This window comes from Rhodococcus sp. OK519, assembly GCF_003051005.1.
Classification (GTDB): Bacteria; Actinomycetota; Actinomycetes; order Mycobacteriales; family Mycobacteriaceae; genus Prescottella.
Map to the genome: position 1 here is coordinate 303,996 of NZ_QAOW01000003.1, position 23,092 is coordinate 327,087.

Here is a 23,092-nt window from a genome sequence, read left to right on the forward strand (position 1 = left end):
TCGCGACCTGCGAGGGGCCCGCAGCGCGCCAAGTGCGCGAAACGCGGGAGGGAAGGGACCGGGGTCGACTGGGGTGTCAGCCCGCGAGGAAGTCGAGAACCACCTTGTTCACGGCCTCGGGGCGCTCGAGGTAGCCGTAGTGACCGGCGTCGGGAATCTCCTGGTAGACCGCACCCGGGATCGCGTCGGACACCTCCTTGGACAGGTAGGCCGGGATCATCCGGTCGTCGGCGAAACCGACGGACAGGCACGGACGCGTGATCGCCCGGTAGGCCTGTGCGCGGTCGAACTCACGATTCATCGCCAACTGGGCGCGGACGCCCGCCGACGCCTTTCCGCCCGAGAACTCGAAGACGTCGAGCCAGTCGCGGGCGGCGTGCTGGTCGGCGAGCGTCGCGGGAGACAGGTTCATGACCGCGGTGACCGCGGCGCGGTACTTGGCCGGGAGCGTGACGCCTGCGGCCTCGAGTTCCCGCTCGCCCTCGTTGAGGGTGCGTTGGAACTGGTCCATCCGGGCGTGCCCGGCGAGGAAGACAGCCTTGCGGACCAGGTCGGGCCGGGCGAGCGCGAGTTCCTGCGCGACGCGTGCGCCCAACGACGTGCCGACGACGTGCGCCGGTCCACCGATCAGTTCGATCAGGCCCGCCGTGTCGGCCACCATCGCCTCGATCGTGATGCCGTCGACACTCTCCCCCGACGGCGCGATGCCGCGGTTGTCGAACGTGCACACGCGGTAGCCCGCGCCCACCAGCGCCGGAACCTGATGCAGGTCCCACACCCGCCCGGGGCTTCCCGTGCCCATGATCAGGACGACGAGATCACCGTCGCCCTTCACCTGGTAGTTCAGAGGAATCCCGTTGATGGTGGCGATGGGCATGTCGGCCTTCCTCATGGCGGTTGAACTGCAGCAAATAGGGTTGGGTAACCTAAATCTCGAGGGTCGTCGCGACCGGCGGCTGAAACTGACCAACTCGTCCCGGAGGATCGCGTTGAGAGTCGCCACGCTGGGCTACCAAACCTGGGGCCACCGTACCCTGCAGGCTGTTCTCGACTCGGATCACGAGGTGGTGCTCGCCGTCACCCACCCCAAGAGCGACCACGCCTACGAGAAGATGTGGGCCGACTCCGTCGCGGACCTCGCGACCGAGCACGGTGTGCCGGTACACATCGCCGACAAGCCCGACGAGGACTTCAAGGCCGCACTGAAGGCGGCCCGGCCCGACATCATCGTTGCCAACAACTGGCGCACCTGGCTGCCGCGCGACGTGTTCGACGCCCCGCGCTACGGCACCCTCAACATCCACGACTCGTTGCTGCCCAAGTACACCGGCTTCTCGCCGCTGATCTGGGCGCTCATCAACGGCGAGGAGGAGGTGGGCCTCACCGCGCACCTCATGGACTCCGAACTCGACGCCGGCGAGATCGTCTTGCAGCGCTCGACGCCGGTCGGCCCCAAGGACACCGTCACCGACCTGTTCCACCGCACCGTCGACATGATCGGCCCCATCACGCTCGACGCCCTCGCGCTCATCGAGTCGGGCCGCACCGACTGGATGCCGCAGGACCGCACGCAGGCCACGTTCTTCCACAAGCGCTCCGACGAAGACAGTCGCATCGACTGGACCTGGCCGGCCGACGCCATCGAGCGCCTCGTGCGCGCCCAATCGGACCCGTACCCCAACGCGTTCACCACGTTCAAGGGGCAACGGATCCGCATCCTGGCGTCGTCGGTGTCGACGGGCAACTACGGCGGCACCCCCGGCCGCGTGTTCATCCACGAGGGTGACGGCATGGTCATCGTCGCCGGCCCCGACGCCCGCACCGGGCAGAACAAGGGCCTGGTCGTCGAGCGCGTGCGTCTCGACGACGGCACCGAGATGTCGGGCAAGGAGTTCTTCCCGCACGGCGGCGGATACCTGGGGCGCTGAACTCCGGGGGCTAAACCCGGTTCGCGACCACGCCGGCTGCGCGGCGAAGGAGGGTGATCGTCGAACCGACTCCGCCACCACGACTTCCTTGCCATACTGGGCGCGCTTCGCCGACAGGCGAGAGCAGCCGTTCTCGAGCGGGCCGGCCCCGCGAAGGGAGGCCCGCCATGCCCTACGCCGCGCCCCGTCCCGGACGTCGCACCGTGCTCCGGGCGCTCGCCGCCGGTCCACTGCTACTCGTTCTGCCGATGCATCCCACCCTGGCGACTGCCACATCGAGCGTCAGCAGTGCGGATGTGGCGGCCGGCAGCTTCGGCCGCGGCGATCTCGACACCTCTTCGGCCCCCGACTGGATGCGACTCCTTCCGGACAGTGCGAATCTGGCTGAACTGTCGCTGCCGGGAAGCCACGACACCATGGCGCACAACTCATCGATCCCGACCCTCACCCAGGACTTCGTTCTGCCCGTTCAGCTTCAGGCCGGGTTGCGTGCGTTCGACATCCGCACCCGCCACTTCCGGGACGTCTTCCCGATCCATCACGACCTCGAATACCTGCATGCCAACTTCACCGACGTCGTACGGACCGTGACCGCCTTCCTCCAGGCGAACCCGAGCGAGACCGTGCTGATGCGCTTGAAGAAGGAGTACACGGAGGAGGAGAACACCCGGACGTACCAGGCGACACTGGACTGGTACATCCACGAGAACCCTGACACCCGCGATCTGCTGGCCGCGCACCTGTGGACGCCTCCCGCCGGGTACGACGGACGAATCCCGACGCTCGGCGAGACACGCGGCAAGATTGTCGTGCTGCAGGACTTCACCGCCACCGCCGTGTACGGCCCCCGATGGGCGGGCCCGAGCATGGATATCCAGGACGACTTCACATTGCCCAATCTTGCTGCGGTAAAGACGAAGTGGGACACGGCCCGCACCCAGTTCGAGCGGGCGGCCCTCGAAGACTTCGGAACCCTGTTCGTCAACCACCTCAGTGCGACCGGAGCATCGCCGGCCGTGATGGCGACCGGAACCGTGCCGATCACCGTCGCCAAGGGAGTCCCCGGAACACCGGGGATGCTCACCTGCGCAGAGAACTACCTCCGGACCACCGGCACCGGCCGAACCGGCGTCGTGATGGCCGACTTCCCGACCGCTGCGCTGGTGGAAACGATCATCGCCCGCAACTTCAGCTGACCGCCGACCTGTTCATTCTGCGGACACAACGGACATCGAACGGCTACTCTCCGTGCGAACCCGCAGCGGCACTCGGCCGTCCGCATCCGTCGTCAGTCGCGAGGGCCCATGCGATCTATACGTACCGCGTTCAACCGATTACTGCTGTTGATCGTGGCCGTGCTGGCCCTCGTCGCCCGCGCAGCCTCCGCCCCGCTCGTAAGTCCCGAGACCGACGTCGATGCCGACACCGACACCGACACCGGCGGATCCCCCGCGATCCGCCTTCTGGGCGCGAGAAACTTCCGCGACATCGGCGGCTATCGGACGCACGACGGCAGGATGGTCCGTACCGGCCTGGTGTACCGGTCGAACAAGCTCAGTTCGCTCACCGATGCCGACCTCGCAATTCTCACTGCCGCACAGGTCACGCTCGACGTCGACCTGCGAAACAGGTGGGAACGCAGGAAGGATCGTGACCGGATCCCGGAGGGCGTCCGCTATCAGGTGGCCGACGTCGTCTCGTCCGAGCACGGCATCGCGTTCCACGAATTCGTGCCGCTCACGTTGGGCCGCGCGCTGATCGACGCGGCGACGAACGGCTCGTCGGACATTCGCCATTCGATCGGCTACCCGTTGATGGTCACCTACCGCGGCGCCGACGTCGCCTTCCGTGACCTACTGACCGCGATCGCCCACAACACCGACGGCGCCACCGTCTATCACTGCAGCGCCGGCAAGGACCGAGCCGGTTGGGGCACGGCCGTCCTGCTCAGCCTCCTCGGGGTCCCGAAAGGGGCTGTGTACCAAGACTTCCTGGCCAGCACCACGCACCTCGGCCGCGACGACGCCGTCGAGAAGTCCTGGCTCGACAGCGCGTTCGCCCGAGTCGACCGTCTGTACGGTGGCATCGACAACTATGCGAGGAAGGGCCTGGGCATCGACCAGCAGACCATCGACACCCTGCGGGCCCGGCTACTCGTCTGACCCCGACAGCGGGATCCGCGTTCGGCCGAGCGAGGCGCTGAGCGGCGGCGGTGAATGCAGCTCTCTCGATGACCTCCTGGACCACCTCTCCGAGGACCGCTAGGTGGGAGAGACTACCCGCTCGGCCGCGCCTTCCCATGCCGCCCAGAGCTGCGCGTAACGTCCACCCGCCGAGACCAACTCGGCCGGCGTGCCCTGTTCGACGATTCGGCCGTGCTCGAGCACCACGACACGGTCCGCGGCGGCCGCCTGCGTGAGCCGGTGCGCCACGACGAGCGTCGTGCGGCCCCGGGTAGCGGCATCGGCGGCACGCTCGAGTTCGCGGGCGCCGGCACTGCCGGCCTCAGCCGTCGCCTCGTCGAGGATCGCCACGGCAGGATCGGCCAAGACCAGTCGCGCGAGCGCCAATTCCTGTGCCTGCGCCGCAGTCAGGCCGTGCCCACCCTCGCCGACGACGGTGTCGAGGCCGTGTTCGAGGGCGTTCACCCACGACAACGCGCCGACGGTGTCGAGGGCGGCGGTCACGTCGTCCACCGTCGCGTCCGGCCGGGCCAGACGCAGGTCCTCGATTAGCGGGCCCGCGAACACGTGCACCTCCTGGCTGACGATCGCGACGTGCCGCCGCAACCGGTCGGCGCCGAGATCCGCGAGCGGCACACCGCCGATCCGGACCGTCCCCGACGTCGGCGGCAGCGATCCCGCCGCGAGCACCGCGAGGGTCGACTTACCGGCACCTGTCGAGCCGACCAACGCGACCCGCTCCCCCGGCGCGATGCGCAGGTCGATCCCGTGCAGCACCTCGTGGCCGCCGTCGTAGCTGTGCCGCACGTCGACCACATCGAGGGACGCGTCGGACGGCTCGACACCGGTGCCCACGTCGGCCGTTTCCGGGATCTTCACGACCCCGACGAGACGGGCCAGGCTCGCGCCCGCGGACTGCACCTCGTCGAACGTGTACAGCAGCGTGCCGATCGGATTGAACAAGCGGTGGAACAGCAACGCCGCGGCGGTGGTCTGGCCGACGGTGACGACGTCCTGCTTCACGAGCGCGAAGCCGACCGCGAGAATCACCGCGAGGCCCACGAACTCGGCGCGGTTGCCGCGACCGGCGAACCGGGTGAACAAGCCGAACACGCCGACGGCCAGATTGCGGGCGTCGGCCGACGCCCGGTCGATGTCGCCGAGGTGGCTCTCCTCGAGTCCGTACGCGCGGACCGTGCGCACACCCTGCATGCTGCTGATGAGTGCCTGTGAGCGACGGCCCATCGCGACGCGTTCCTGCGCGTACAGCGGACCGGACCGCGGCAGGTACCAGCGCAGCGCCAGCGCGTACATCGGCAGCGCGACCATGCCCGCCAGTCCCAGACGCCAGTCGATGCCGACCATCGCCGCCATGCTCAGCACCACCAGCAACAGTGCCGACACCAGGCTCGGCACGACGTCGGCGACGGCCTTGCCGATCACCGCGACGTCGTCGCCGACGCGAGAGAGCAGGTCGCCCTTGCCGACTCGCTCGATCGTGGGGATCGGCAACCGCAGTGCGCGCCCCACCACCTGCTCGCGAAGTCCGGCGAGAGCACCCTCCCCGAGCTTCGCTATGAGATAGGACCCGAGACCGGTGAGCACGCCCGCGACGATCGCGGCGACCGTGATGACCGCGACGACCCCGACGATCGTCGACGCCGGGGCACCCTCGCGCACGCGGTCGACCAGGACACCGAACACATAGACCGGAACCACCGCGGCCGCAGCCGCGATCAGCCCGACGAGCAGCGTCAGCGCGGCCAGTCCCTTGCGGCGACCGATCGCGTCGCGCAGCCAGCGCCAGCTCTCCGACGCCGATGCGATGGGCAGCAACTGCTGCTCCGGCGCGCTCATCGCAGCACCGCCTTCCGGTAGTTCTCGTCGGTTGCCGACAGGCCGGCGTGGGTGCCCTCGGTGACGGTGCGGCCGTCGTCGACGATCACGACGCGGTCGGTCACCGAGAGCAGCGCAGGGCTGCTCGTGACGAGGATCGTCGAGTGCGCGCGGGTGCCGTCGTGCCGGCTGGTCGCGATGCCGTCGGCGATCGCGTGTTCGGTGACGGCGTCGACTGCCGTGGTCGGGTCGTGCAGCACCATCACCGGCGCCCGCGCCGCCAGCGCGCGGGCCAGCGCGACACGCTGTCGCTGACCACCCGACAGGCTCGCGCCCCGGTCGGTCACCTCGTGGTCAAGGCCCGCGGCGTGTGCCTCGACCACATCGACCGCGGCCGACGCCCGCAGCGCGTGCTGCACCGCGTCGTGGTCGGCGCCCGGCGATCCGGCGGTGACGTTGGAGTGCACGGTCCCGGCGAACAGATCGGTGTGGTGCGGCTCGACCAGCACGGTCCGACGGGCGTGTGTGAGCCCCAGATCGGCCAGCGGGACGCCACCGACGCGGATCTCCCCCTCGTACCGATCCGGGGGCACCTGTCCGGACAGGACGTCGGCGAGCGCCTCCGCATCCTCCGGCCGGTACGCCACCACACCCACCAGTTCGCCCGAGGCGACGGCGAGGTCGACGCCCGTCAGGGACCGGTACGCGACGGCACGCAGTTCGACGTCGCTCGCCCCGGACGGTTGCGTGCTGCCGGCGGGCAGCAGAGGTTCGGCGTCGAGCACCAGCGCCAGCCGGTCCGCCGATGCCCGCGCGTTCGCGTAGAAGCCCGGGACCCGCGCCAGCATGCCGAGTGGTTCCACGATGAACTGAGACAGCCCGACGACGGTGATCAGCTCACCGACGGAGATGCGCCCCTCCAGCGCGAACCAGCCCGCGAACCCGGCGACCGACACCGCGAGCAGCGCGCTCACCGTCATCGACACCCCGACGAACACACCGGTCGCCTTCGCCGCCCGCATCGTGGCGGCCAACGCGCCCTGACTGACGTCGCGATAGCGCTGCGTGGCGGCCGACTCCGCTCCGATGCCCCGTAGCGGCCGCAGACCGCTCACCAGGTCGGTGGCCATTCCGGCCGCGCGTGCGGTGGTGGCCTGCTGGGCGGAGGCCCGACGGGTGATCAGCGGCGCCGCCGCCTGCAGCAGACCCAGCATCACCGGCGTGCCGATCAGCACCGCGAGCCCCAGCGGGACGTCGATCACCAGCAACGCGATCGCCGACGCGACCATTGCAGTCAGCGCGGCGGCCACCCGTGGGACGACGTCGAGAATCCACGCCTCCTTGTCGGCGTCGGACGTCGACACGGTGAGCAACTCACCCGCGCGGAGGTCCGTGCGGACGCCCCGGGAGTCCAGGATCCGGCCCGCGACCTCGACGCGCAGACGATGCGCCTCCTGCTGGACAGCCAGCACGATGAAACGCGCACCGAACCTCCAGGCCGAGGTCAGCACCACGAACAGCAGGGCCAGCGCGGCCAGCCACACGACCAGCGCCGTCACGTCACCGGTCTCGACCGCGCGGTCGACGATCACCCCGATCGCGATCGGCACCGCCGTCTCGGCCACCTGGTGCACGCTGACCAGCGCCGTCCCGGCAATCAGACGTGCACGATTCCGTGTCAGCGTGCGGCGCAGAACCGCGGTACCACCTGCCATCAACCCTCCAGCCCTCGACCACAGCGTAGGTAAGTAGACCCTAACCGGGTGGTGAGTGGCGCTGACCGGGGCGGTTCTCATAGAGTCGCAGTCAGGAACTACCTGCTCATGAAGTAGCAGCAAGCCGGAAGGAACAAGATGGCCGCGAAGACGACCGCCGAGAACGAGATCGCGGACGAGGAACTCGAGCCCGTAGCCGACGAGACCGCTCGACAGGCGCAGCGTGTCGTTGCCGCCTACGCCACGGATGCCGACGAGTGCCGCATGCTGCTCTCGATGCTCGGCATCGGACCGGCTGTCAAGCTCGACTGACGAAACACACAACTGAGGAAAGAGCAGGGAATCCGTGGCTGAGCTCTCGGGATTATCGACCAGTTCCGAGGGCGCCGCGGCCGCCCAGCACGCCGGCACCGATCGCGGAGGCTCCGACTTCGTCGTCGTCGCCAATCGCCTTCCGGTCGACCTCGAGCGACTCCCTGACGGCACGACCCGCTGGAAGCGCAGCCCCGGCGGGCTCGTCACCGCTCTCGAACCGATCCTGCGCAACAACAAGGGCGCATGGGTCGGCTGGCCCGGTGTACCCGACATAGATCTCGATCCGATCGTCGAGGACGGTCTCGACCTGTACCCCGTGCCGCTGAGCGCGCAAGAGGTCGCCGACTACTACGAGGGCTTCTCCAACGCCACACTGTGGCCGCTGTACCACGACGTCATCGTCAAGCCGGAGTACCGGCGCGAATGGTGGAACGCGTACGTCGAGGTGAACCGACGCTTCGCCGAGGCCACGTCGAACGCGGCTGCCGAGGGCGCCACCGTCTGGATCCAGGACTACCAGCTGCAGCTGGTGCCGAAGATGCTGCGGATGCTGCGCCCCGATCTCACCATCGGCTTCTTCCTGCACATCCCGTTCCCGCCGGTCGAGCTGTTCATGCAGATGCCGTGGCGACGGGAGATAGTCGAGGGCCTGCTCGGCGCCGACCTCATCGGGTTCCACCTGCCCGGCGGCGCCGAGAACTTCATGTTCCTGGCTCGGCGGCTCGCCGGTCAGCAGACGTCCCGAGGGTCGGTCGGCGTGCGTTCCAAGCTCGGTGTGGTGCAGGTCGGATTCCGCAACGTCCGCGTCGGCGCCTTCCCGATCTCCATCGACTCCGGCAAGCTCGACGAGATCTCGCGCCGCAAGTCGATCCGAGACCGCGCCAAGCAGATTCGCAAAGAACTGGGCAACCCCAAGCACATCATGCTCGGCGTCGACCGCCTCGACTACACCAAGGGCATCGACGTCCGCCTCGACGCGCTGTACGAACTGCTCAACGAGGGTCGGGTCGACCCGGCCGACACCGTCATGGTGCAACTGGCCACCCCGAGCCGCGAACGCGTCGAGAGCTACGTGCAGATGCGCGGTGCGATCGAGCAGACCGTGAGCCGCATCAACGGCGAATACGCCGAGGTAGGCCGTCCGGTGGTGCACTACATCCATCGCCCCATCGGCCGCGACGAACTGATCGCGTTCTTCGTCGCCTCCGACGTCATGCTCGTGACACCACTGCGCGACGGCATGAACCTGGTCGCCAAGGAATACGTCGCGTGCCGCAGCGACCTCGGCGGCGCCCTGCTGCTGAGTGAATTCACCGGTGCCGCAGCCGAACTCCGCCAGGCTTTTCTGTGCAACCCCCACGACCTCGACGACGTCAAGGACAAGATGGAGGATGCACTCAACCTGGACCCGGAGAGCGGCCGCCGCCAGATGCGCGCCCTGCGCCGCCAGGTTCTCGCGCACGACGTCGACCGGTGGGCGCGGTCCTTCCTGGACGCACTGAGCCAGGGCGGCGTCGCCGGATCCGCTCTGTTGCCCGCCGACGGCGAGTACACGGAGTAGGCACCCCGACCGAACGACAATGGGCTCCCGCATTGCGCGGGAGCCCATTTCGGTTCGAGCGGCCGACGGCCGACTACACCGGGCTAAGGCGTCCGGTGAGCCAACGATCGCCGTCCTTGTGCATCTCCATGCGCACCCGACTGCCCGTTGTCGCGGCGTCCGGCATCTCTTCGCTGGTCGTGATCTGGTTGACGTACAGCAGTACCACCGCGTCGTTCGGGCTCGCCGATTCGATAGCCCCCGCCTGCACGGTGGCCTCGACGGTGATCTTCTTCTCCTTGGCGCCCGGAGCGATCGTCTCCTTCACCAACTTGTCGTAGTCGGCCTTGAAATCACCCGTGAGACCGTCACCGGCGGCAGCCAACTGCTGATCGACCTCGTTGAAGTTGTAGGACAGCATCGCGGCTGCCTGGACAGTCGCGGCCTGGACCGCGTCCGTGCGGGCCTGTTCAGCCGCACGGTCCTGCAAGTAGCCCCAGCCCAGAAACCCGACGCCCACCAGGAGCGCGGCAACCACCACTCCGGCGACAGCGATGAGCGCAGTCGGCAGCGATGACTTCGTAGGAACAGACCCTGGCGTGGCCTGGGTCCGCGGCGCATCCGGCTCGGTGCTCACGCCACCACCCTCATTCTCGGCACGATTCTCGGTCACGGCACGAACTCCACCTTCGATGCCGTCAACGTCCCGTTGTCGTCGGTCACGGTGACCCGCATCCGGAAGTCACGGGGGCCGTTCTGGTCCCCGTTCGCCGAACTCACATCAGCGCGGGCCGAAACGAGAACCTTTGCAGTGTTTCCATTCTCGCCCTCGAAACCTGTCCCGACGATACGGCCGACGGTGGTCACGCCGGCCTCCTTCACGATGCTGACGAAGGGATCCTCACGACCGTCGAACTCCGACTTGAACTCGCCACTCGCCCCCGCCAGGATCTTCTCGACGTCTTCCTTGGCCGTATCCGGCTTGATGGTCGTCAGGTTCAGCACTGTCTGCTGAGCGGTGTCAACGAACGCCTGCCGTTGAGCGTCACGATCGTTTGCGGCCGATCGCTCGAACAGTAGCCATCCGCCGACACCGAGAAGTGCGACGATCACCAAGCCCAATGCGATCGCAGCGGCCAGCGGGCCGCGACTCTTCTTGGGCGCGACCGGGTGCCATTCCTCCGACGCGGTCTCACCTGCCGACAGCGGGGGCACAACCGTCTCGGTCTTCGTGACTGCTTCGTCGACCTCGACAGCCTCAACTGTCGGGGTTCGATTCTTCTCCAACGTGATCGTGCCCGCGGGGGCCCCACCCGAGTCGACAACCCGAGGGCCCTCCATCGACCGCGGGCCATTGTCGCTCGCCGGTCCCGCACTCCGACTGGCGCGCCGACGCATCGGCCGCTTGTGCTCGTCGGACGTCAGCCCTGCTGACGTGTCATCATCGTCTGCCACGTCGTGTCCTCCCTCGGTGTTCCTCCCGCGAGCCCCGGCTGCGAGTACAGCAGGCCGTCGGGCCCGACGTACTTGCCCGTCGTCGGGTCGTAGGGGCGCGCTGTGGCAGGCACATTCGCACTCCCAGCACTCGCCGGAGCCGTCGTGTACGAGGGTACAGACGGATCCTGCGGTGGCCCACTGGGCGGGTTGTTGCCCAGCGGAACGTAACCTGCTGGGCTGCGGCACTCCTCGGGCGATGCTGCCCGCTTGTCCGCGACCTCCATGCACGGGTAGTTGCGCGCACCGCGGACGGTCGTCGGGTCGTCCTGAGCCACCCTGCAGAACAGGTCCGAAGGCGTGGGAGGAGTCGTCCTCTCGTTCGGCGCACGCCACTGGTCGGCGGGGAGGAATCCCGTGGTGCACGGCGGCGGATCGTTCACCTGCAGTGCGAAGTTCACGATCGCACCGTCGTCGATCGGACCCTTCATCGCGATGGTGAGCAGCGACGACACCAGCGGCGGATAGATCACGAGCACCTGCTCGATGCTCTTGTGATAGATCGTGGAGACCTCGCCGACGCTCACCAGATTGGCGAGCAGCAAAGGCAACGTCGGCTTCAGCTCCTGGAACAGAGCGTTGGCCTCGCTCGCTGCGTTCGGCGTTTGCGCGAGCACACTGCGGATCTGTGGATCGCTGGTGCGCAACTGGTTCGAGAAGGTCACCAGGTTCTGTGTCCACGCCCGGATCGCGTCGCTCGTCACCACCTGCGTGTCGAGCAGGCCCTCGGCCTGTTCGATCAGCGTCGTGGTGGCGTCCGAGTTGGCGTTGGCCTCCTGCACGAACAGGCGTGCCGAGTCGATCAGCCGCTGCAGATCCGGACCGGCGCCGTTGAATGCCTTGAACGACTCGTCGACGACGGTGCGCAACTGGGTGTTCGAGATGCTCTGAACAAGCGTATTCGCCTGATCGAGCATGACGCCGACGTCCTGTGGAATGCTCGTGCGATCCACGGGAATCACGTCGCCGTCCTCGAGATACGGCTCCGAGTCGGTGCGCGGAATCAGGTCCACGTACTGCTCGCCGACTGCGGACACGCTCTTTACGGCCGCGTCGAGATCCGCCGGGATGTCGTAGCTGCTGCTGATCGACAGCTTCGCGTCCACACCGTTCTCGGTGAGCACGACGTCCTCGACCTTGCCGATGTTGGTACCACGGAAAGCGACGTTGGCGTTCGTATACAGCCCCCCGGTCGCAGGGAGCTGCACGGTTATCCGGTTCTGCCCGATGCCGAACAAGGCGGGCAGTTGTACGTACTGAGTGGCCATCACGACCAGCCCGATGACAGTGAGGATCGAGAAGATCACCAACTGGATTCGGACGAACCTCGAGAGCATCATGGCGTCGGCACTCCTAGTCGCGGAAGGCCAGGAATCTGCAGCGGCTGAACGTCGTCGGCCGTCGCAGGCTTGGGCTCGGGCTGGATCAGGTCGGGCTTCTTGGGATCGGGGATCCGCAGCGGGTCATTGGCCTGGCCGGCCGTGCCCGCCAACGTCCCGAGCGCGCCCTCGACACCGGCAAGTGTCGGTCCGAGCCCCGTCTGGTCGATGAAGTTGGTGGTCAGCCGCTCGTTCGTCAGATCGATCATCATGTTGAGGTTTGCGTAGTCACCCTGGAACACCTGATCCATGTACTTCATCGTGAACGGGAAGGTCAGCATCAGCGACAGCACCTCGGTGAGGTTGTTTCCGGTGCCGGCGAGCTGCGCCAACAGCGGGGACAACGAGGCCAGATTTGCCTTCAGGTCGTCGCCGCTCTCGTTGATCACCCGCGTCGCGGTGTCGCTGAAGCTACCAAGTGCCACCAGGGCATTCGTCAGATTCTGACGCTGCGCCACCAACACCTCGAGCGCGGGCGGAATGCCGTCGAGGGCACGGTTCAGCGTGTCGGTCTGCTGGTTGACGGTTCCGGTGAGTCGATCGATTCCCTCCATCGCGGAGATGATCTGGGTGCGCTGGTCGTCAAGACTGCCGACGAGTTGGTCGAGCTGCGGCAGCAGATCCCGGATCGAGTCCTCCCGGCCGTCGAATGCCTCATTGAGTTCTCGGGTGATGTCATTGATCTGCGCAAGGCCACCGCCGTTGAGCACGACCGAGAGCGACGACAGCGTCTGCTCGGTGGTGGGATAGGCTCCCGCCCGCTCGAGCGGAATGACATCCCCGTCCTTCAGGCTGCCCTGCGGAGCGATTCCCACAGGCGGAGCAAGCTCGAGGTGCTGAGAGCCGAGCAGGCTGGTCTGTCCGATCTTTGCCGTCGCGTTGGCAGGAAGCTGCACGTCCTTGTTGAGCGACACCGTGACCAGGGCGTGCCAGTCCTGGACCTCGATGCCGGTGACCGCGCCGACCGTGACGTCGTTGACGCGAACAGGCGAGTTCTGCGACATGGTCGTCACGTTCGGCATCTGGATCTGAACGGTATATGCGCCCTCACCACCACCTTCGGTGCCGGGCAACGGAACCGAGTTGAGTCCGTTCCACTCGCAGCCCGTCACGGCCATGCTCAGTGTCAGGGCGATGGCCGAAGCGGCCACCACCCGGGCACGTTTGCGATTCCCGGTCATCGCCCACCTCCCGGATTCAGCAGGGACCCGAGATCCTTGGGGACCTGGACCGACGGCATTGATCCGAGTGGCCCCAGCTCGGCGGACGACGGTCCCTGCGCCGACCGCTCTGGCACCTGGCCGGCGAGACTCGACGGAGAGTAGGCGAGCTGGTCGGGCCGAGCGCCTTGTGCATCCGCAACACGCGTCAGGATGGCCGGGTAGTTCGTGGTGATCGAGTTGAGCACAGGTCCGAGGAACTGCGCGCACAGGTCTGCCGAACGATCCGAATCGTTGGTTTCGAGCCCTGCGATCAGGCCACAGACCATCGTGATCGGGTTCCTCGCATTGCTCGCGGCCAGCACGCCGTTCACGGATCCCTGCTTGGGGGTGTAGATGTCCTTGAAGTTCGCCAGCGCGTTCGGCGCGACATGCAACACCTGCTCGAGCTGGGGACGCTTCTCGACGAGCACCGACGTCGCGTCCGCCAGTCGGCCGACCTGCTCGGTGAGTGACGCACGGTTGTCGGTGACGAAGCGGTTGACATCACTGATCGCGACATCGAGATCCTGCAACGCCGTTCCGAGTTCGTCGCTGGTGTCCGCGAGCAGGGAGGACACCGACTGCAAGCGCCCGCCGAACTGCACGATCTGTTGGTTGCTCGACGACAGTGCCGACACGAACACCTGAAGGTTCCGAATGGTCGCGAACAAGTCGGTCCGTCCGTCGGACAGAGTCTTCATCGTGTCCGACAGCTCGCGCAGCGTGTCGCGCAGTGCATCGCCGTTGCCGTCGAGGTTGTCGCCGACCGTGTTGATGAAGTTGCCGAGCGACCCCTGATCCGCGCCGCCCTGCGGGCCCAGTGCATCTGACAGCTTGGTCAGCTCGGTTTTGATCTCGTCCCACTCCACCGGAACCGCAGTGCGGTCGAGCGGGATTTCGGCGCCGTCCGCCATGGACTCTCCCCCGGCGTAGACCGGGGTGAGCTGCACGAACCGCGCGGCCACGAGACTCGGCGCGATGATGACCGCCTTGGCATCGGCCGGGATGTCCACGGAACGATCGACATTCATCACGACGGTCGCGCCGGTTCCGTTCGGGTCGATGCTCTCGATGGAGCCGACCTTGACCCCGAGTACGCGGACGTCGTCGCCGGCGTACAAGCCCGTCGTGGACGGGAACTGCGCCGTGATGGTGGTTTTTCCGAACCCGGGGAACAGGTAGATCACCCCTGCCACGAGAACAGCAACCACGACGATGGCGGTGCCGCCGATCGTCAGCCACTTCTTCCTGGTACTTGTCTGCTGCTGTTCGTCGCTCATCGGTTCGGATCCTTGAGCTCGGTCTTCAATGGCGGGAACTGGGATAGGTCCTGCGGAACATGCTCCGGCCACAACAGTTGGTCGACCACCGTCTGAACCATCGGACTGACGCTGAAGTTCGCGACGTAGGCCATGAAGAACGGGCCGCTGCCGACGGCCTCACCCAGCGAGCGCGCGTACGGCGCGAGCCCCTCCAGCGCCTGGCCGATGTTGTCCTTGTTGTTCTGCAGATTCGCGACGACGGCGTTCAGTTTGTCGAGCGTCGGCTTCATCTGCTGCTCGTTGTCCTGCACCAGACCAGTGAGCTGCTGTGAGACCGCCGAAACGTTCGTGATCAGCTCACTGATCGCGTTCCGGCGGCGATCCAGCTCACCGAGCAACTGGTTGCCGTCGAGGATCAGCGAGTTGATCTGGTCACTGCGGTCCGCCAGGATCTTCGTCACGTCCTCTGCCTTGCCCAGCAGGTCCTTCAGTGACTCGTCCCGCGAGTTGATGCTCTGCGACAGCCTGGTGACGCCGTCGAGCGCCGCCCGCAATTCCGGCGGGGTGTCCGACAAGGTCTCGGACACCGCGTTGAGCGAATCGTTGAGCTGGTTCGTGTCGAGATCCGCGACGGTGGAGGTGAGATCACCGAGCGCGTCGTTGAGCGAGTACGGAGAGTTGGTGCGCTCCAACGGAATGGTGCTGCCGACCCGCATGACGTCGGATCCCTCGGACGTCACCTGCATCGACTTACGCCCGAGAACGGTATTGGTCTTGATGTCGGCACCGGTGCTGTCGCCGAGGCGGATGCCCTCGTTCATCGAGAATCGAACCCGGACCTCGGTGCCGTCGAGTTCGATGTTCTCCACCTTGCCGACGTTCACGCCGGCGACAGTCACGAAGTCGCCGGGCATCAGCCCGCCGGCATCCTCGAACAGCGCCTCGTAGCTCACGTTGCCGAAGAGGAACGGCAGTCGGTCGTACTGCAATCCGGCCAGCACCAGGCACGCCGAGACAGCGACACCGATGATGCCGATTCGCGTGAGATTCCGCTCACCCTTCGCCATTGAATGCACACCTCCCCGTCGTCTGAAGCGGTGTGGTCGGCAGTTCCACCCGCAACTCCTTCCCGTCGGGTCCGGAGAACTTGAATGCCACCTCGCACGTATAGAACTGGAAGAACGCACCGTACGAACCAGCTCGGATCAGCTTCCGGTAAGACTCGGGCAGCCGCTCGAGCACCCAGTTGATGTCGTCCTGGCCGTTCTGCAGGTTCGTCGCGAGTTCGCCCGCGTGAGCGATGGTCGACTGCAGATCGGGACGCGCTCCCTGAAGCAACTGCGCGAGGTCGTCGGTGGCCGTGGCGAGCTTCGGGATTGCGGCGCCGATCGGATCACGGTCCTGGGCGAGACCACTCACCAATTGCTGAAGCTGGTCGATGGTGCTCGAGAACTGATCGCCCTTGTCGTTGATCGTCGTCAGCGTGGTGTTCAGGTTCGTGATGACGTCACCGATCAGCTTGTCCCGGTCCGCGAGGGTCGACGTGAACGAGCTGGTGTTACCGAGCAGCGACACCAGCGTGCCGCCCTGCCCCTGCAGAACCTGCAGCAGCGCTCCGCTCAGGTCGTTGACCTGTTCGGCGCTGAGGCCACGGAGCAGAGGCTTGAAGCCACCGAGCAGCATGTCCAGATCGAGAGCCGGCGCCGTCTGCGACTCCGGGATCGTCTGTCCCTTGGAGAGCGTCTCAGGCGAGCCTTCCCCGTCGAGCAGCTCGAGGTATCGGTCTCCGACGAGGTTCTCATAGCGGACCGTTGCCCGGGTGCTCTGCAGCAGTGGGTACTTCGTGTCGACGTCGAAGCTGACGTACGCGAGGTTGTCCGACCCCACCTCGACACCCTTGACGGTGCCGACCGGGACGCCGGCAATCCGGACCTTCTCCCCCGACTTGAGTCCGGAAGCGTTGGTGAACTGGGCACGGTAGCCGTCGGTGCTGCTGAATCGGGCCTGGCTGAACACGACTGCCAGACCGGCGAAGATCAGCACCATCACGACGGTGAACGCGAGGAACTTGACTGTGGTCGCGCGCATCAGTTCTGACCTTCCGCAACCGGGGTTCCGCCGTAGAGCATCTGGAACAGCGTGGGCATGCTGATGGTCGTCTTCGTCGCCGGCATGTAGGGGGTGTTCGCACTGTCGGTCACCACGAACGGCGCGTTACCGTCACGCCTCGGATCGAAGTCGGGCAGCCCCCAGCAATTCGGGCCACCCGTGGCATTGACCTTGGGCAGATCGCGCGGGTACGTGTACGGCTCGAGGCCGCCCAGGAAGCTCGAGCTCATCGCGAAGCCTGCCTGGCTACCGCCCTCGATCTGTTCGGCCATCGGTCGGGCCTTGTTGAGGCCGATGATGAGGCACGAGATCGCCGGCGAGTAGCCCGACAGCAGCGCCGTGGTCGGCTCCAGCAGCGCAAGTGCGCGCGTCAGGTTTGCCTCGTTGTCGGTGAGCAACTGGTTTCCGTTGTTCGCAAGGGCGACGGCGTTCTCCAGAGTCATCCGCAGGTTCTCCCGCTCCTCGACGATGCTGCCGCTGGTGGCGGTGAGGTTGCCGAGCAGCGTCATCAGATCCGGCGTGACGTCGGCGTACGTGTTGGTCACGGTGGCCGCAGCGGCGAGGTCCCGCTTCAGCTGCGGCAGGGTCGGATTCATCTTCTTCAGGTACGCGTCGGTCTCACCGAGCAGCTCGCCGAGTTCGTTGCCACGACCGTTGAGCGCCGACGAGATGGCGCCGAGGGTCGCGTTGAGCTTCTCAGGCTCGATCTGCTGCAGCAGCGTCGACAGGTTCTGGAACAGCGTGTTGAACTCGACGGTGACGCTCTCTGCGCCGATCACCGAGCCCGGCTGCAGAGATTTGGGCGACGGATCGCTCGGCGTGACGAAGTTGACGTACTTGGAGCCGAACACGGTGGTCGACTTGATCTCGACGGGAGAATTCGACGGAATGAGGTGCATCTGCGACGGATTCATCGCGAGCTTGATCCGCGCCTGGCCGTCGACCTCGTCGATCGACGCGACCCGGCCCACCTCGACCCCACGGAGCTTGACCTTCGCGTCAGGCTCCATCACGAGACCTGAGCGCGAGGCTGTGATCGTCACCGACTCGGTCTTCGTGAAGCCACCGACGAACATCGTCAGTGCCACGACGACGATCGCCACGATGCTGAACACCATCACGGCCGCGGCGAGCTTCTTCTTCCACCTTGATTCGGGCATCGCTCCTCCGCCTATCCCGAGAGGTTGAAGTTGCCGGACTGGCCGTAGATCGCCAGCGAGATCAGCAGGGTCACCGTCACGACGGCGATGAGCGAGGCGCGGACGGCATTACCCACCGCGACACCGACACCGACCGGGCCGCCACTGGCGTTGTAGCCGTAGTAGGTGTGGATGAGCATCACGGCCACGCCCATCACGATCGCCTGCACGAACGACCACAGAATGTCCGTCGGTATCAGGAAGGTCGTGAAGTAGTGGTCGTAGACGCCGCCCGACTGCCCATTGAGTACGACTGTCGCGAAACGACTGGCCACGAAGGACGCGATGACCGCCAGCGAGTACAGCGGGACGATCGCGATGATGCCGGCCATGACGCGCGTCGAGACGAGGTACGGAATCGACGGGATGGCCATCGATTCGAGGGCATCGATCTCCTCGGAGACCCGCATGGCGCCGAGCTGAGCGGTGGAGCCGGCGCCGATGGTGGCAGCCAGACCGATACCCGCGATGACGGGCGCTGCGATACGCACGTTGATGAAGGCGGCGAAGAAGCCCGTGAGCGCCTCGACACCGATGTTGCCGAGCGAGCTGAAGCCCTGCACCGCGATGGTGCCGCCGGTGAACAGCGTGAGGAATCCGACGATGACCACCGTGCCGCCGATGACGGCCAGCGCGCCTGTGCCCATGCTGATCTCGGCGATGAGACGCAGGACTTCCCGGCGGTAATGCAGCAGCGCGCGTGGGGACCATGCGAGCGCGCGCCAGAAGAACAGCGCCTGCTCACCGACCCGGTCGGTCGAGCGCGATGCGCGCGACAGACGCCGTCGTGTGCGGACGAAACGTCCCGATGCCACCAGAGCCATCTAATTCACCACCCTGTCACTCACCCGGACGTCAACTTGATGCCGATGGCGGTGATGAGCACGTTGACCACGAACAGCGCCATGAACGAGAAAACGACGGTCTGGTTGACCGCGTCACCGACACTCTTCGCGCCACCGCGGACGTTCATGCCGAGGTATGCAGCCATCAGGCCCGCGATCATGCCGAACAGACCGGCCTTGAGCATCGAGATCATCAGTTCCCCGAAGCCGGTCAGCAAGGTGATGCCGTTGACGAACGCACCAGGGTTGACGTCTTGGACGTACACCGAGAAGAGGAAGCCACCGAGGATGCCGATGGTGCAGACGAGACCGTTGAGGAGCAGCGCGACCACGGTGGACGCGAGCACGCGCGGCACCACGAGGCGGTGGATCGGGTTGATACCCAGCACCCTCATCGCGTCGATCTCCTCGCGGATAGTTCGGGCCGCGAGGTCCGCACAGATCGCGGTCGCGCCGGCGCCGGCGACGATGAGCACCGTGACGATGGGGCCGACCTGCGTGACCGCCCCGAGGGCCGCGCCCGCGCCGCTGAGGTCGGCCGCGCCGATCTCGCGCAGGAGAATGTTGATCGTGAAGCTCACCAACACGGTGAACGGGATGGCGACGAGCACCGTCGGGACCATCGAAACGCGCGCGACGAACCACGCCTGATCGATGAACTCCCGGCGCTGGAACGGGCGCGAAAAGACTGCCCGGAGCGTGTCTGCCGACATCGCGAAGAATCCGCCGGCGGCTCGTAGAGGTACCTCGAGGAGGTCGACCACGTTTCCCTCCTCACCAATCCTCGTCATGAACGTTCGATGCGTGCGGCCGCAGCATGTGCGGCACAACACACCCCCCAGGGCGTCCGAACAGGACAAACGCTCTGTGACCCAGGTCATATTAACTAGAACGTGTTCACCTGTCAAAGATCTGGGCGAATACACCGCCGAAACCGGATCACGCGTCGCCACTCCCGAGTCCACCCGAAGGCGAGAACCGGCCCATCGACGATATGGAGCGGACCGGAATGACCTCGCCGCGGACATCTCCATAGAGTCCATACGGCGTCATCTACCTGCGTATATACCCAGGTTTGCGCCATCCGCCGAGACTACGGAACACAGCAGCCCGAAGAGTTCCGCGATATCCTGGGCGCCACACCCGAGCGGTCGCCTGCCGCAGGATCGGCTATACCTTCGGCGCGGCGGAGCAGGTCAGAAAATGGAACGCGTTCTAGACACCAGTACAGCGTTCGGCGGCGGGCCCACTCGAAAGCGGCCGCCCATCGAAGACGACGCCCGGACGCATCCACGTCCGACTCATTTTGTCGCCTTTCTTCCTACATGTATCGGAAATCCCGCAATCCCCCGTTACGTGGGGAATTGCGGGATCGTCTGGATCGAAACCGGGCGCGATCAGCCCAGCGACTTGAGCGCCTCCGAGGCGGAGAACATCCGCTCGGGATCACGGTTCTCGAAGTAGCCACCCATCTCGTCAGCGAGGCCGGCTGGGGTCCACTGCGCATCCGCATCGAAACGCTGCTCGACGACCGGCGCGGCCATGAGCGCGACCATGGGGCCGTAGACGACGAAGACCTGACCATTGACCTTGTCCGCGGCAGGCGACGCCAGGTACGACACGAGCGCAGCGACGTGCTCGGGTGACAGCGGATCGATCTGCCCCTCGGGAGCATCACCGAAGACGGACTCCGTCATCGTCGTCCGTGCGCGCGGGCAGATGGCGTTGGCGCGGACGCCGTAGCGGGACAGTCCACGCGCCGCCGACAGTGTCAGCGCCGTGATACCGGCCTTCGCGGCGCCGTAGTTCGGCTGGCCGGCAGGACCGAGTAAGCCCGCCTCCGACGACGTGTTGATCAGTCGTCCGTAGACGGGGGCACCGTCGGCCTTCGACTTGTCGCGCCAGAAGGTGGCCGCATTGCGGGACAGAAGGAAGTGACCACGCAGGTGCACCTTGAGGACGAGATCCCACTCCTCGTCAGACATGCCGAAAAGCATGCGGTCGCGGACGATTCCCGCGTTGTTGACGACGATGTCGACGCCGCCGAGCCCCTGCGCCGCCGCCATGAGGGCGTCCGCCGTCGACCGTTCGGCGACGTCACCCGCGATGAACTCGACCTTGCCACCGAGGGCACGGATCTCGTCGAGCGTCGACTCGACGGTGTCGTTGACCGCAAGATCGTTGACGACGACGGAAGCGCCCGACTGGGCCAAACCGATCGCCTCGGCCCGACCGAGGCCGGACCCCGATCCGGTCACGATCGCGACCTTGCCCTCCAAGCTGACCTCGCGACTACTGCCTGCACTCATCTACGCACTCCCGTACCGGTGACGTCGACCGGCCTCGCGCCGGTCGGTGCCTCGTCGCCGCGGCTGTCGACGACGCGGCCAATGTAGAACGTGTTCTACATTGGCCGCAAGGGTGGCGCTAGTGCTCGGTGAGCGCCGCGCGCGGGCACTGCGCGATTGCCGAACGCACGTCGGCTTCCCTATCGGCCGGAGGAACGGCGGCGGAGATGAGCAGCTCCTCGTTGTCGTCCAGATCGAAGATGTCGGGAGCGATTCCGACGCAGACACCGTTGGCCTCGCAGCGATCCCTGTCGACCCTTACCTCCATGACGGTTCCTCATTTCACGTTCGTTCGAAAGACTGGACGGAAGCGCTGCGCACCGGGCTGTGGCGCACCGACACTTCGCCATAAGACTAGAACCCGTTTCACTGCTGTGCAATGATTCGGACAACCCTCCTCTAGGCGCCGACCGCGCGGTCGGCACCGGTGACGGAAAGGCCGCTGTCACAGCCTCGTACACGATCAGCCGTGCTCGCGATCATTCCAGAACTCAGTGCCGAATCGGGCGAATCAGCGCCGACGATTGCTCTGGAATGGAGAACAACCGCGTGGATATCACCTACACCCCGCAGCAGCAGCAGCTGCGGGAAGAATTGCGAAGCTACTTTGCGAAATTGATGACCCCCGAACGCCGTGAGGCGCTCGCCGCGACCACCGGCGAGTACGGCGAAGGCAATGTCTACCGTGAGGTCGTCCAGCAGATGGGCCAGGACGGCTGGCTCACGCTGGGCTGGCCCAAGGAGTACGGCGGGCAGGAACGCTCCGCGATGGAGCAGCTCATCTTCACCGACGAGGCCGCCATCGCCGGCGCACCGGTGCCGTTCCTGACGATCAACTCGGTCGCACCGACGATCATGCACTTCGGCACCCCCGAGCAGAAGGCGTTCTTCCTCCCCAAGATCTCGGCGGGTGAGCTGCACTTCTCGATCGGCTATTCCGAGCCGGGAGCCGGCACCGACCTCGCGTCGCTTCGCACGTCCGCGGTCAAGGACGGCGACGACTACGTCATCAACGGCCAGAAGATGTGGACAAGCCTCATCCAGTACGCCGACTACATCTGGCTGGCGTGCCGCACGGATCCGAGCGCCCGGAAGCACCGCGGCATCAGCATGCTGATCGTGCCGACCACCGCCGAGGGCTTCTCGCACACGCCGGTCCACACGATGGCAGGCCCGGACACCAGTGCCACCTACTACCAGGACGTCCGCGTCCCGCAGACCTCGCTCGTCGGCGAGGAGCACGGCGGCTGGCGACTGATCACCAACCAGCTCAACCATGAGCGCGTCGCGCTGACATCGGCCGGCCCGATCATGACGGCGCTGCAGGAAGTGCGCGAGTGGGCGCAGAACACCAAGCTCGCCGACGGCCGGCGCGTGATCGACCAGGAGTGGGTGCAGATCAATCTCGCACGGGTGCACGCCAAGACCGAGTACCTCAAGCTCATGAACTGGGAGATCGCCTCTGCGGAGGATCACGCCCCAGGTCCCGAGGCCGCGTCCGCCAACAAGGTCTTCGGCACCGAGTTCGCGACCGAGGCATACCGCCTGCTCATGGAGATCATGGGCCCGGCCGCCACCGTCCGGCAGAACTCTCCCGGCGTCCTCCTCCGCGGACGCCTCGAGCGGATGCACCGCTCCGCACTGATCCTCACCTTCGGCGGCGGCACCAACGAGGTGCAGCGGGACATCATCGCGATGACCGCCCTCGGTCAGCCCGCATCGAAGCGATAAGAAAGG

The 23,092-nt window shown here is 66.3% G+C and carries 21 protein-coding genes; 6 read left to right on the top strand and 15 right to left on the bottom strand.

Annotated elements, in window-relative coordinates:
* Positions 1-76 precede the first annotated feature (76 nt).
* A complete protein-coding gene (locus C8K36_RS11390; RefSeq protein ID WP_107984586.1) occupies positions 77-877 on the bottom strand; it encodes an alpha/beta fold hydrolase in 801 nt (266 codons plus the stop codon).
* 112 nt (positions 878-989) lie between these two features.
* Between C8K36_RS11390 and C8K36_RS11395 the strand changes: the two genes are divergently transcribed.
* From C8K36_RS11395 to C8K36_RS11405, 3 genes are all read left to right on the top strand, one after another.
* Positions 990-1,928 carry a methionyl-tRNA formyltransferase gene (locus C8K36_RS11395; RefSeq protein ID WP_107984587.1) on the top strand — a complete coding sequence of 313 codons (939 nt, stop codon included), beginning with the start codon at positions 990-992 and terminating at the stop codon, positions 1,926-1,928.
* 167 nt (positions 1,929-2,095) lie between these two features.
* Positions 2,096-3,124: a phosphatidylinositol-specific phospholipase C gene (locus C8K36_RS11400; protein ID WP_258195378.1), complete on the top strand. Its 1,029-nt coding sequence runs from the start codon at positions 2,096-2,098 to the stop codon at positions 3,122-3,124.
* Between the two features lie 108 nt (positions 3,125-3,232).
* A complete protein-coding gene (locus C8K36_RS11405) occupies positions 3,233-4,090 on the top strand; it encodes a tyrosine-protein phosphatase (protein ID WP_107984588.1) in 858 nt (285 codons plus the stop codon).
* A 99-nt stretch (positions 4,091-4,189) separates the two neighbouring features.
* On the opposite strand, the gene C8K36_RS11410 is transcribed toward C8K36_RS11405, so the two are convergent.
* Positions 4,190-5,968: an ABC transporter ATP-binding protein gene (locus C8K36_RS11410; RefSeq protein ID WP_107984589.1), complete on the bottom strand. Its 1,779-nt coding sequence runs from the start codon at positions 5,966-5,968 to the stop codon at positions 4,190-4,192.
* The gene (locus C8K36_RS11415; RefSeq protein ID WP_107984590.1) at positions 5,965-7,662 is read right to left on the bottom strand and encodes an ABC transporter ATP-binding protein; all 1,698 of its coding nucleotides are present in this window, start codon (positions 7,660-7,662) and stop codon (positions 5,965-5,967) included. Before C8K36_RS11415 ends, C8K36_RS11410 begins: the two co-directional genes overlap by 4 nt.
* Positions 7,663-7,800: 138 nt before the next feature.
* Between C8K36_RS11415 and C8K36_RS24805 the strand changes: the two genes are divergently transcribed.
* Positions 7,801-7,974 carry a hypothetical protein gene (locus C8K36_RS24805; RefSeq protein ID WP_181319510.1) on the top strand — a complete coding sequence of 58 codons (174 nt, stop codon included), beginning with the start codon at positions 7,801-7,803 and terminating at the stop codon, positions 7,972-7,974.
* Positions 7,975-8,008: 34 nt separating this feature from the next.
* A complete protein-coding gene (locus C8K36_RS11420) occupies positions 8,009-9,538 on the top strand; it encodes an alpha,alpha-trehalose-phosphate synthase (UDP-forming) (protein WP_107984591.1) in 1,530 nt (509 codons plus the stop codon).
* A gap of 73 nt (positions 9,539-9,611) precedes the next feature.
* On the opposite strand, the gene C8K36_RS11425 is transcribed toward C8K36_RS11420, so the two are convergent.
* The 12 genes from C8K36_RS11425 to C8K36_RS11480 all read right to left on the bottom strand — a co-directional run bounded on the left by C8K36_RS11425 (position 9,612) and on the right by C8K36_RS11480 (position 21,623).
* Positions 9,612-10,190 carry a h domain protein gene (locus tag C8K36_RS11425; protein ID WP_258195379.1) on the bottom strand — a complete coding sequence of 193 codons (579 nt, stop codon included), beginning with the start codon at positions 10,188-10,190 and terminating at the stop codon, positions 9,612-9,614.
* Complete coding sequence (locus C8K36_RS11430; RefSeq protein WP_146176489.1) at positions 10,187-10,972, bottom strand: hypothetical protein; 786 nt, start codon at positions 10,970-10,972, stop codon at positions 10,187-10,189. The genes C8K36_RS11425 and C8K36_RS11430 overlap by 4 nt, the downstream gene beginning before the upstream one ends.
* Complete coding sequence (locus tag C8K36_RS11435) at positions 10,939-12,351, bottom strand: MCE family protein (RefSeq protein WP_107984593.1); 1,413 nt, start codon at positions 12,349-12,351, stop codon at positions 10,939-10,941. The genes C8K36_RS11430 and C8K36_RS11435 overlap by 34 nt, the downstream gene beginning before the upstream one ends.
* A complete protein-coding gene (locus C8K36_RS11440; RefSeq protein WP_107984594.1) occupies positions 12,348-13,571 on the bottom strand; it encodes an MCE family protein in 1,224 nt (407 codons plus the stop codon). The genes C8K36_RS11435 and C8K36_RS11440 overlap by 4 nt, the downstream gene beginning before the upstream one ends.
* The gene (locus C8K36_RS11445) at positions 13,568-14,872 is read right to left on the bottom strand and encodes an MCE family protein (protein WP_107984595.1); all 1,305 of its coding nucleotides are present in this window, start codon (positions 14,870-14,872) and stop codon (positions 13,568-13,570) included. Before C8K36_RS11445 ends, C8K36_RS11440 begins: the two co-directional genes overlap by 4 nt.
* The gene (locus C8K36_RS11450) at positions 14,869-15,921 is read right to left on the bottom strand and encodes an MCE family protein (protein ID WP_107984596.1); all 1,053 of its coding nucleotides are present in this window, start codon (positions 15,919-15,921) and stop codon (positions 14,869-14,871) included. The genes C8K36_RS11445 and C8K36_RS11450 overlap by 4 nt, the downstream gene beginning before the upstream one ends.
* The gene (locus tag C8K36_RS11455) at positions 15,908-16,942 is read right to left on the bottom strand and encodes an MCE family protein (protein ID WP_107984597.1); all 1,035 of its coding nucleotides are present in this window, start codon (positions 16,940-16,942) and stop codon (positions 15,908-15,910) included. The genes C8K36_RS11450 and C8K36_RS11455 overlap by 14 nt, the downstream gene beginning before the upstream one ends.
* Positions 16,942-18,123 carry an MCE family protein gene (locus tag C8K36_RS11460; RefSeq protein WP_107984598.1) on the bottom strand — a complete coding sequence of 394 codons (1,182 nt, stop codon included), beginning with the start codon at positions 18,121-18,123 and terminating at the stop codon, positions 16,942-16,944. The genes C8K36_RS11455 and C8K36_RS11460 overlap by 1 nt, the downstream gene beginning before the upstream one ends.
* A gap of 11 nt (positions 18,124-18,134) precedes the next feature.
* Entirely contained in the window at positions 18,135-18,986 is an 852-nt protein-coding gene (locus tag C8K36_RS11465) for an MlaE family ABC transporter permease (protein ID WP_107984599.1), read from the bottom strand.
* A gap of 20 nt (positions 18,987-19,006) precedes the next feature.
* Positions 19,007-19,771 carry an MlaE family ABC transporter permease gene (locus C8K36_RS11470; protein WP_107984600.1) on the bottom strand — a complete coding sequence of 255 codons (765 nt, stop codon included), beginning with the start codon at positions 19,769-19,771 and terminating at the stop codon, positions 19,007-19,009.
* 633 nt (positions 19,772-20,404) lie between these two features.
* Positions 20,405-21,316 carry a 3-oxoacyl-ACP reductase gene (locus tag C8K36_RS11475; RefSeq protein ID WP_107984601.1) on the bottom strand — a complete coding sequence of 304 codons (912 nt, stop codon included), beginning with the start codon at positions 21,314-21,316 and terminating at the stop codon, positions 20,405-20,407.
* A gap of 118 nt (positions 21,317-21,434) precedes the next feature.
* Positions 21,435-21,623, bottom strand: a complete 189-nt coding sequence (locus tag C8K36_RS11480) for a ferredoxin (RefSeq protein ID WP_107984602.1) — start codon at positions 21,621-21,623, stop codon at positions 21,435-21,437.
* A 281-nt stretch (positions 21,624-21,904) separates the two neighbouring features.
* On the opposite strand from C8K36_RS11480, the gene C8K36_RS11485 reads away from it, so the two are divergent.
* Positions 21,905-23,086, top strand: a complete 1,182-nt coding sequence (locus C8K36_RS11485) for an acyl-CoA dehydrogenase family protein (protein ID WP_107984803.1) — start codon at positions 21,905-21,907, stop codon at positions 23,084-23,086.
* The last annotated feature ends 6 nt before the right edge of the window (positions 23,087-23,092 follow it).